We start from the raw sequence: 9270 nt of genomic DNA on the forward strand, positions 1-9270 counted from the left end.
TGCTTTTAGTAGTGTTTCAAGTGATTGTGCATATCCATGAATACCTGAGTAAATGAAAACTTTCTTATCAAAAAGTTTTAAGCTTTGTAGGGACAATTCATGAATTGCCCCTACTACAGGGGGTAATGGCTTAAATAGGTCTACATCCACACCATTGGGTAAAAACAATACCTTATCACTGTGGACGCCCTTTTTTACAATAGAGTCTACAATTCCTAAAGTAACCCCATTTATCAAAAATGCATTTGAGTAAAGGAAAGCTTCTAATTTTTTAGCTAATTTAATTAAAATTTTATTTTTTATAATTCCCATCTCTTCTACTGAATCGGGCCATAGGTCAGATACATTAAAGATATAAGGGGCACTCATAAATCGGCTACCTAAGTAGCCACTGATTCCTAAGAATAAAGGAGGCGACTCAACAAAAATATAATCAGGTCGAGATGTGTGCAAAATACCGTATAACGAAGTTAAAGTAAACGAAAAATAATTTAATAGTCTTTTCCACAGGATCTTCCGGATAATTATATTGCCATGGGTAGCGGGATAAATCCATGTCCTTATTACTGGAATACTCTCAATGATCTCTTTCATATAAAGTTTGCCCCGATATTCTGGAAAGATTTCGCCTTTAGGGTAATTTGGCATACCAGTTACTACTGTTATTTTATGCCCTCTTTTTAAAAGCTCCTTACAGATTGCGTATAGTCTAAGTTGGGCTGCACCCACCTCTGGCGGAAAGTATTGGGTTAGAAATAAGAATCTCATTGAACTTGCTTTAGCAATTTTCTATACTCATTTTCTATTATTTGCATATTCTTTTTGAAATTGGCTTTCTCACTAATAATTATTGCATTCTTTATTTTAGCATCCTCCCTTAATTGGGGACAACGAATAGCATCTACTATTCTTTCTGCTAATCTTTTAGGGTCAGATGTAGGGACCAAAAACCCATTTATACCATCCTGAATCCATTCTCTATTAGCAGGAATATCTGTGACAACTGGAAATGCCCCTAAAGCCATAGCCTCTAATAGTGTAGCTGATGTGCCATCAGATAGTGATGTAGATGTATATATTTGCGATGACCCCAAATGCTTTAAAACATTAGAATGCGAAATTTTACCTAAGAACTTAACATGTTCATCTATCTTAAGCTTATGAGCTAAATTCTCTAATTGCTCCTTTTGGGTTCCATCTCCTATTAAGATAAAATTAGCATCCGGTATAAATTTTATCACATAAGGAATAGCCCGAATAAGTAGCTCTAAATTATATATTGGCTCGAATTGTCTTGCACTTATAACTGTATTTTCTTCCCTTTGTGGTTCTACCTCTTTACTAATTCTTTTTAAATCTACACCCCATCCAAAGAGGATTGACTTTTCTTTATTAGCCCCCATAGAAATCAATGCCTGGAAAAGATGAAAAGCATGTGAGATAATCAAATCAGCCCTATTAATTGCTTTTTTAATACAAAGTCTAAGGAACAACGATTCACGCGGTGCAATTAAGATGTCCGACCCGAGAGCACTTATAACATAGGGATGAAAATTTACAAGTGCCCCAATAAACCCGTAACTCGTTATATAATGTGCGTGTAGTATGTTAGGCTTTATTTTATGTATCAACTCTTTTATTCTATTGATTCTTATCAAATATTGCCAATTCCTAATGCCTCCTTTATATGAAACATTGCCCACATTTATAAAGTGAACATTGGCTCCACTTATATTTGCTTGCCTAAATGAGATGACATCTATTTCATATCCTTTATCAACAAAATATTCTACCCATTGTTGTATATGTACACTCAATGCATCTGCAAGATAGCAAATTTTCATACCTTAGTAACTTCTTTTATTACTTCGTTGTCAATTATTTTATATTTAGTAGGGACACAGCATGCCGTGTCCCTACTAATGAACCTAATCTACTTACCCCTGTCATTCTGAACAAAGTGAGGAATCTCTCTTGAGAACATAAGTATAATTAATGTGGGTATTATATAAGCGAGTAGCAAAGTCTTAATTATAGGGGCAGTATCTATACGGATGCCGAGTACAACCCATGGCAGAATAGTTGCATATAATAATAGATTAGCTTTATTCTTATAGTTGGTTCTAAAATACTCATAAGTCGCCCTCGCAAATAAGCCATATAAAAACATATGTAATATAGCACCTGCAAAGCTAAAGTTTATGAATCCTTCTGCTAAAGTAAAAAAGCCTAACCCACCGCCACTCTGGTAGACCTCGGGATAGAATGTAGCTACACGCCACTCTGCCAAAGCCAGAGGACGGGTAGGAAACAAAACAAGTGGTATCATAATCAATGGAATCCTTAAATATGACATACCAAACTGATATGGAATACGAGTTACTCCATTTTCTAACAGCTCCCACAATGCTTGAGATGGCGCGATAAACTCACCTATGGAGATTGGACTGAGTAACTTAAATGACAAATTTCTTATCATAAAACTGAGTGTATGGCTGATACCAAATGGTAGTTCGCTACGGGCGTGTGCAAACATAACTCCTCCTATATATACAACCATAATAGCAATTATAGCTAAAGATGGACGTATCCTTTTTACTCCATAATGGAATATTACAAGTAGCCCAATTAGTAGATTTAAAATGGCACTACGTGCCCCCATACGGAACTCAAATGTTATAAAGATAATTGCAAAGATTGCTGTAAGTATAAAACGCAATCGCTCCCGCATCCCTATACAACTGATAAACAGGATAAATAATGCAAGTATATAGAAGTAGAATCCATAAGCAAGGTAGCCTCTGCCCCGCATATAAAGATAAAGTTTGCCACCATACCCCATTTCAAGGTAGCCAAAAAGACCACCTGCAGACCGCATCAGTAAAAATATGAGAATAAGACCAAAGCCAAGAAGAAACCAGCCACCTAATGCTAATTGATTATTGTTAACTTGAGTAAAATGGCGTAAATAATGGGAGATGAGTTTGCCAAGTTTTGTATAGTATCCTGTTAAAAAAGAGATTAGACCAATTAAACATACTGCAAGATAAAGAGCTAATATATGCTCATTTGCAAGAGTATTCTCGGAAATAATTTGATAAGGGAGTGAAAGTGAGTAAAGTGTAAATGGTATAATAAAGAAATTTTCTGCCTCAAATGTGTCAAAATGCCCTTTTATTAGTTTACGTGCAATTGGGAAAACAGCTGTAAATAGAAAGAGATACATAATAACAATAGGAAGAGCAAAATTGTTAGTCAAAGCCAATCGTGCCACGGTTAATCCAACAAATATTCCTATCGGTACAGCAATAAGTATAACTCTTTTCATTTAGTTTTGGAGTGCATTGGTTAATTTTCTTATAACTTGCATTATATTATCTTCTCTAAGGATTATAAGTAGAGTAACATAGCTAACAACCCCAATTATTACCTTTAAAACTAAGCGACTTATCCCCGGCTGCCAATTTGGTAACACTAACATTAACACAAACATCATCCCGATAGCCGATATAACCAATTTCCAAACCCTATTCCAGCGGATGCGTAAATTGAAAGTCCTATTTCCTAATAGCCACGCCCCTAAAAGGCAGACTGTATATGCCAAAAATGTAGATATTGCCGCACCTCTGCCACCTAATTTTGGAATAAGAATGAAGTTAAAAATAATGTTTAAAGTAGCTGCGCCCAGTATTAAATAAAGTACATATTTAGTGGTTTTCTTTAATTCAAGTGGTTTATAGAAATATTGAGCAAGAGCAAAACAAAAGCAGCCACCGGTCACCCATGTAAGAACATAACTTGCACCTTGAAATGAGCCACCAAGTAATACCTTTATAACATCTTTTGAAAGCATAAACACACCACAAAATATAGGTAACATAATAGCTATATTAATCTCAATTAGTTTCTCTAATAATTGAACAGTCTCCAATTTTCCTTTTTGCTCATAAGTTTGATAAATTACAGGAACCCCTGGTAGCATAACCATCATATAAATTATATTGGTACCACTGTCAGCTATTCTGTAACCTGCTGAATATACACCTACTTCAATTGCTCCTTTAAAGTATTGAATCATATAGCGGTCAATTGAGGCAAGTACTAACATTCCTATGCTTACTCCAATTAAAGGGAAGCCATAAATTGCAAGATTACGCACCAGTTGGAATGAGAATAAAGAAAGCTTAATCTGATATCTCTTTACAAAGTAGATTATCTCGTATAAGAAAACTACCCCACTTGCAATAGCTGTAGCTAATAAGATTGCAGTAGCATTCCAATGTAGAGAATAAATAAGGTACCATGCTATGAGTAAAGTGCATATAGATTGTATTACAGCGTAATAAGTATATTTATGAGCATTACGAGCTGCCCTGTTAATTGTTAGAATAAGAGAGTAGCCTGCTTGCATAAATAGTGTAATGGTCCCAACTAAAAGTAATATAGTTAAGTGAGGCTTAAATTTAAAAACGAGTACAGAAGTAAACCAACCAGCCGAGATTATGAGAACAATTGGTAAGAATGTCAGTATAACAGTAGATAGCAACAACGGAAGTGAAGCACTCTCTTCGTGTTCTTCAAAGTATCGTAATACAGCATCCTCTAACCAGCGAAAGGCGAGTGTTGATACAATAGAAATTGTGATAATTACAAGTGTATATAACCCATACTCCTCTGGACTTAGAAGGCGTGTAAATATAGCTATACTGACAAAGGTGACAAGTGCCGGAATAACTCTGGCTGGCATGTAATATCTGATATCCTTGAAAACTTCTCCCAATGATAAGTTTGCCATGTAATAGGTTTAATTTCATTTAATTGAGCTCCTCTCACAAAGAACAATGCCTTCTTCCATAGCTTTTTTTAAGAAGAAATTGTTATCTTTTACCATTGTTTTGATTTCTTCTTTTGTATAAGGAAAGACATCTATGCCTACAGGAAAGCTCAATGGCATATAATCTGGTATCCTTTTAAGAAAAGGCTTGCCTGAATCGTCAAGAATTATAAGTAAGTCAACATCGCTACCAGGAACACACTGCCCACGAACAATAGAACCAAAGACTATAACTTTCTCAATCCTACAGTCTTTATTTATAAGTCCAACTGCAAACTTTTTTAAAGCTTGCCACACTTTTTCCTTGTCAAAGTATCTTATCTTCACAAAACGAGATAACTTTTTTTGCATAATCTATTCCCCTCGCTACCTCTCTTTTTGTGTAATAATCCAATGGCGCTCCACTTGGATGAAAATTTGGATACCTTGTAGGGATATAATACTTATCGAGCTCCTTCGCAAATTCTATCAATTCGGCGTCAGGTCTAATTTTAGGTGGAAGTTCAGCAAGTAGTATACTTACAGAATGCCCCCACGCATCTGCGCCTATTTTTTGATACACAGCTTTGACTGCCTTCTCGGCTGCCTGTTGTGATGCAAAACAAGCCCATTCATAATCACCAGCCTCAAATGAATGTTTTGCATGTTTTAAGTCTTTCTTGGCTTGTCTCATCCAATCTTTAGAGCGTTCCATTAGGTTACCATGCCACCATCAATATTAATTACCTGTCCAGTAATATAGCTTGCTGCATCTGAAATAAGAAATGAGACTAAATTAGCTACATCATCCGGAGTGCCAGCTCTTCCCATTGGAATAGATTTTATATAAGACTGTTTTACTTGCTCCGGAAGGCTATCTGTCATCTCAGTAATTATGTAACCCGGTGCTATGGCATTGCAAGTGATATTGCGTGAAGCCACCTCTTTTGCAATAGATTTTGTAAATCCTATTATACCTGCTTTTGAGGCAGCATAATTTGACTGACCTGCATTACCAATAATTCCTATTACAGACGATATATTAATAATCCTGCCATATCTTTTTTTAACCATGCCCGGCAGGAAAGCATGAGTGCAGTTAAATACACCCTTTAGATTAACATCAATAACTTTATCCCAATCATCCTCTTGCATCCTGAGTAGTAGCTTATCACAATTTATACCTGCATTGTTTACAAGAATGTCAATATCACCTAATTTTTGAGCACTGGCAGTGACTTCAGAGTAATTTGCTACATCTACTTTCATAAATGACAAGGTTTTTGCAGATATACTCTTGTCATGCTGAACAAAGTGAAGCATCTCTTCATCAACTATATCCCAGATAATTACCTTAAGTCCATTAGCAATAAGCTTTTTAGCAATTGCTAACCCAATCCCCTTGGCGCCACCAGTTACTACAGCAATTTTCATAATTTATTTATTCAGCACAACCATTTTCTTTGTCACACTATTGCCATCGGCCATGAGCCGACAGAAGTAGACACCCGACTTTACCTCTTTCCCGTCAGCATCTTTACCATCCCAGACTTGAGTCCCGATAAAATCGGGATTGAGTTGGGTTGTTGGAAATGACTTGACTAATCTGCCAGTAAGGTCATAAATCGTTAATCGGAAATCGTTAATCGTGTAATCAGTTTGAGATAGTACCTCTCGTTTTTCGTTTTCCGAAGGATCTCCTACGAGCCGTATGGCCTGTGGAAACGAATAACGAATAACGGTTTTCTCACAGAATGGATTAGGATATATTTTCAATATTTCGTCATTCGGCATTCGGATTTCGGATTTGCCTTCTTCTACTCCATAAGCGTCAACTTTTATTAGATATACATCAGCCTCTCCTGCACCATATGAGCAAGTCTTTCCAGCTATAATATAGCCACCATCCGTTGTCCGTGCCACTGAGTAGCCACAGTCCCAAGAAGGTCCACCATATGTCTTTGTCCAGGTTGTGTCACCCGCTGTATCTGTCTTTATCAGCCAGACATCACCTTTTCCTGCACCATATGACCAAGTATATCCAGCTATGATATAGCAACCATCTAATGTCTGTGTAAGTGAGTAGCTATAGTCGCAATTAGTTCCACCGTATGTCCTTGTCCAAACTGTATCACCAGCTGCATTTGTCTTTATTAGATACATATCCTCCTGTCCTGCACCGTACGACAAAGTCCATCCCGCTACAATATAGCCACCATCTACTGTCTGGACTACTGAGTAGCCATACTCTGGACCGATTCCACCATATGTTTTTTCCCAGCCCGCAACTACTGTCTTAGAGGTGGTTGCTACCCAAATCACAGTTACTATCACAACTTTAGCAATTAACCTACACATCTCCTTATATGGAAAATTCTAAATACGAAGCCCTAAATTCTAAACAAATTCCAAATCTCAAAATCCAAATATGTCCAAAACTCCTTGAAAGTTTGTGATTTGAAACATTTGAATTTTGATATTGTTTAGGATTTAGAATTTCGTGCTTAGAGTTTCTCATAACTCACATTATCACTTTTCCACACATCGTTAGAAGAAAAAGAGTAAATTTTTCGGCCATAACTATGCAAAATCCGGTTTGATGACTTTGACTTCAGAGTTTATCTGTTTTATTAAACCTGTTAGCACTTTGCCAGGTCCAAGTTCAATAAATGTATCTACTCCAAACTCTATCATATTTCTAATTGAGTCTACCCATCTCACAGGTGATACAATTTGCTGCCTTAATGCTTCCTTTATCTCTGTAGAGGATGTGGTTAATTTACCTGTAACATTTGGGACTACAGGTATGTTTGGCTCTTTAATCTCCGTTTTTGATAGCACAAGCTCAAATTTAGTAAATGCATCCCGCATCAAAGGAGAGTGAAAAGCACCACTCACCTGTAAAGGAATAACTCGCTTTGCACCAAGAGATTTGAGGAGTTCGCTTGCTTTATTTACACCATCTATAGAGCCTGAGATAACAGTCTGTGACGGCGAGTTATAGTTTGCTACAGCTACAACCATATCTTTGCATACTTCTTTGACTACTTCTTCAACTTTACTTGAATCTAACCCAATAACAGCTACCATTGTACCCGGATGAATATCACCCGCCTTTGACATAAGTTCACCCCTAAACCTAACAATATGGAGTACATCTTCAAGCTCAATTGCACCAGCTACAAAAATAGCCGAATACTCACCTAACGAGTGACCGGCAACAACTGATGGCTTAGTATCCTCTTTTTCTATAAGTTTATGGCAGGCAATAGAATGCAAGAGTATAGCAACTTGTGCATTCTTTGACTCAGTTAGTGTAGATTCTGGTCCATTAAAAGATATGTCCCTTATATTAACTCCAAGTATCTGGTTTGCTTGTTCGTAAAGGGCTTTTACTTCAGGATGGGTATTGTATAAATCTTTGCCCATACCAACAAACTGAGCACCCTGACCAGGAAATATAAATGCTATTTTAGCCATTTTGTTAAAGTCTATTATAATAAATCAGAGCTGTCAAGTTTTTTGCATTTCAATCCCTTATAGGTAGGCTGGCGGGGACACCTCCCCCACCCCATACGGGTCTTGAGACAACCCCTGCCTTGCTTACGCAAGGAATTACAGGTTTAGAGGAAGTAAGGGTTTTAGGGGCGAGGGATACTTCCCTTGCCCCTAATGTTTCAATCCCTTATAGGTAGGCTAAAAACCAATTTTATTATTACCTAATTCCTTATATAATTGTCAAAGAGCACTCTTTTAGTAAATAGTAAATAGTGAGCAGTAAGCAGTAAAAAGTGAAGTGCAAAATATAATGTATGATTTATAGGATTCCAATATACAGTTGGGGTCATATTAATTTTACTCCTTGTCGTCTATCCCCTATGATTTTTACACTATCCCACACTGACGACTATTTAATTGTCACTAAATTATCAAATCTTCTCCCCCTTTCCTTATACCCATAATTTCGCGTTTACTATATCTTGTAGTACGCATTATATAAAAGATAATAGAATCTTCAGCCTCTTTAATAACTCGTTTAAGTTCTATCTTAAGTTTAACAAATTTTGTACTCTAACTCCTCAACAAAATATGTCCTACCTTTCTCATTAAGATATACACCTTCCATATGATTATCAAAATGTCCTGCCTTAATAATCTTTTTATTCAATAGGTAAAATATAAGACGGTCTATAATAACAGGCTTAAATATTTCAGCTACATCCAGATTAAGTGTTTAATCTGTAAGGCAAGTCCACTTCCACCGGCTAAAAGCCTTCCAGCATCAAGTTCAACTGGTATTCGTTTTTTCTCCTTCAGGATTAGGAGTTCACCTTTAAGGTTCAGCCCCATTTCTTTTCTTTAGAATATCCAGCTTCATATTTTCTATACTAATTTCTTTCTTCTTGTTACTTTTCAGCAAAAATGTCCTCTTTTATTTTTCAGGTAAAATGTCCTCT

The 9270-nt window shown here is 36.5% G+C and carries 11 protein-coding genes and 1 pseudogene; all 12 read right to left on the bottom strand.

Features of this window, described 5'->3' with window-relative positions; translation table 11 throughout:
* Positions 1-768 (bottom strand): glycosyltransferase family 4 protein (locus tag QMD71_09590; GenBank protein MDI6841077.1); only part of this gene is annotated, 768 nt, incomplete at its 3' end.
* The gene (locus QMD71_09595) at positions 765-1844 is read right to left on the bottom strand and encodes a glycosyltransferase (GenBank protein MDI6841078.1); all 1080 of its coding nucleotides are present in this window, start codon (positions 1842-1844) and stop codon (positions 765-767) included. The genes QMD71_09590 and QMD71_09595, both read right to left, overlap by 4 nt.
* Before the next feature lie 89 nt (positions 1845-1933).
* The gene (locus tag QMD71_09600; protein MDI6841079.1) at positions 1934-3328 is read right to left on the bottom strand and encodes an O-antigen polymerase; all 1395 of its coding nucleotides are present in this window, start codon (positions 3326-3328) and stop codon (positions 1934-1936) included.
* Positions 3329-4795 (bottom strand): polysaccharide biosynthesis C-terminal domain-containing protein, encoded by a 1467-nt coding sequence (locus QMD71_09605; protein ID MDI6841080.1) that lies wholly within the window; start codon positions 4793-4795, stop codon positions 3329-3331.
* A 15-nt stretch (positions 4796-4810) separates the two neighbouring features.
* Positions 4811-5185: a nucleotidyltransferase domain-containing protein gene (locus QMD71_09610; GenBank protein ID MDI6841081.1), complete on the bottom strand. Its 375-nt coding sequence runs from the start codon at positions 5183-5185 to the stop codon at positions 4811-4813.
* On the bottom strand, positions 5142-5528 hold the full coding sequence (locus QMD71_09615; GenBank protein ID MDI6841082.1) for a HEPN domain-containing protein: 387 nt from the start codon (positions 5526-5528) through the stop codon (positions 5142-5144). Before QMD71_09615 ends, QMD71_09610 begins: the two co-directional genes overlap by 44 nt.
* Entirely contained in the window at positions 5528-6247 is a 720-nt protein-coding gene (gene fabG / locus QMD71_09620) for a 3-oxoacyl-[acyl-carrier-protein] reductase (protein ID MDI6841083.1), read from the bottom strand. The genes QMD71_09615 and fabG overlap by 1 nt, the downstream gene beginning before the upstream one ends.
* 3 nt (positions 6248-6250) lie before the next feature.
* Complete coding sequence (locus QMD71_09625; protein ID MDI6841084.1) at positions 6251-7171, bottom strand: T9SS type A sorting domain-containing protein; 921 nt, start codon at positions 7169-7171, stop codon at positions 6251-6253.
* A 222-nt stretch (positions 7172-7393) separates the two neighbouring features.
* Complete coding sequence (fabD, locus tag QMD71_09630) at positions 7394-8293, bottom strand: ACP S-malonyltransferase (protein ID MDI6841085.1); 900 nt, start codon at positions 8291-8293, stop codon at positions 7394-7396.
* Between the two features lie 441 nt (positions 8294-8734).
* Positions 8735-8869 (bottom strand): annotated as a pseudogene (locus tag QMD71_09635) (CRISPR-associated endonuclease Cas2).
* Positions 8868-8993 (bottom strand): CRISPR-associated endonuclease Cas1, encoded by a 126-nt coding sequence (locus tag QMD71_09640; GenBank protein MDI6841086.1) that lies wholly within the window; start codon positions 8991-8993, stop codon positions 8868-8870. Before QMD71_09640 ends, QMD71_09635 begins: the two are co-directional and overlap by 2 nt.
* A 35-nt stretch (positions 8994-9028) precedes the next feature.
* Positions 9029-9163, bottom strand: coding sequence for a hypothetical protein (locus QMD71_09645; GenBank protein MDI6841087.1), 135 nt, complete (start codon positions 9161-9163; stop codon positions 9029-9031).
* Positions 9164-9270: the final 107 nt, after the last annotated feature.

The sequence above is a fragment of the bacterium genome (assembly GCA_030018315.1).
In the GTDB taxonomy this organism is placed as follows: domain Bacteria; phylum Hydrothermota; class UBA3073; order JACQXS01; family JAGMCI01; genus JASEGA01.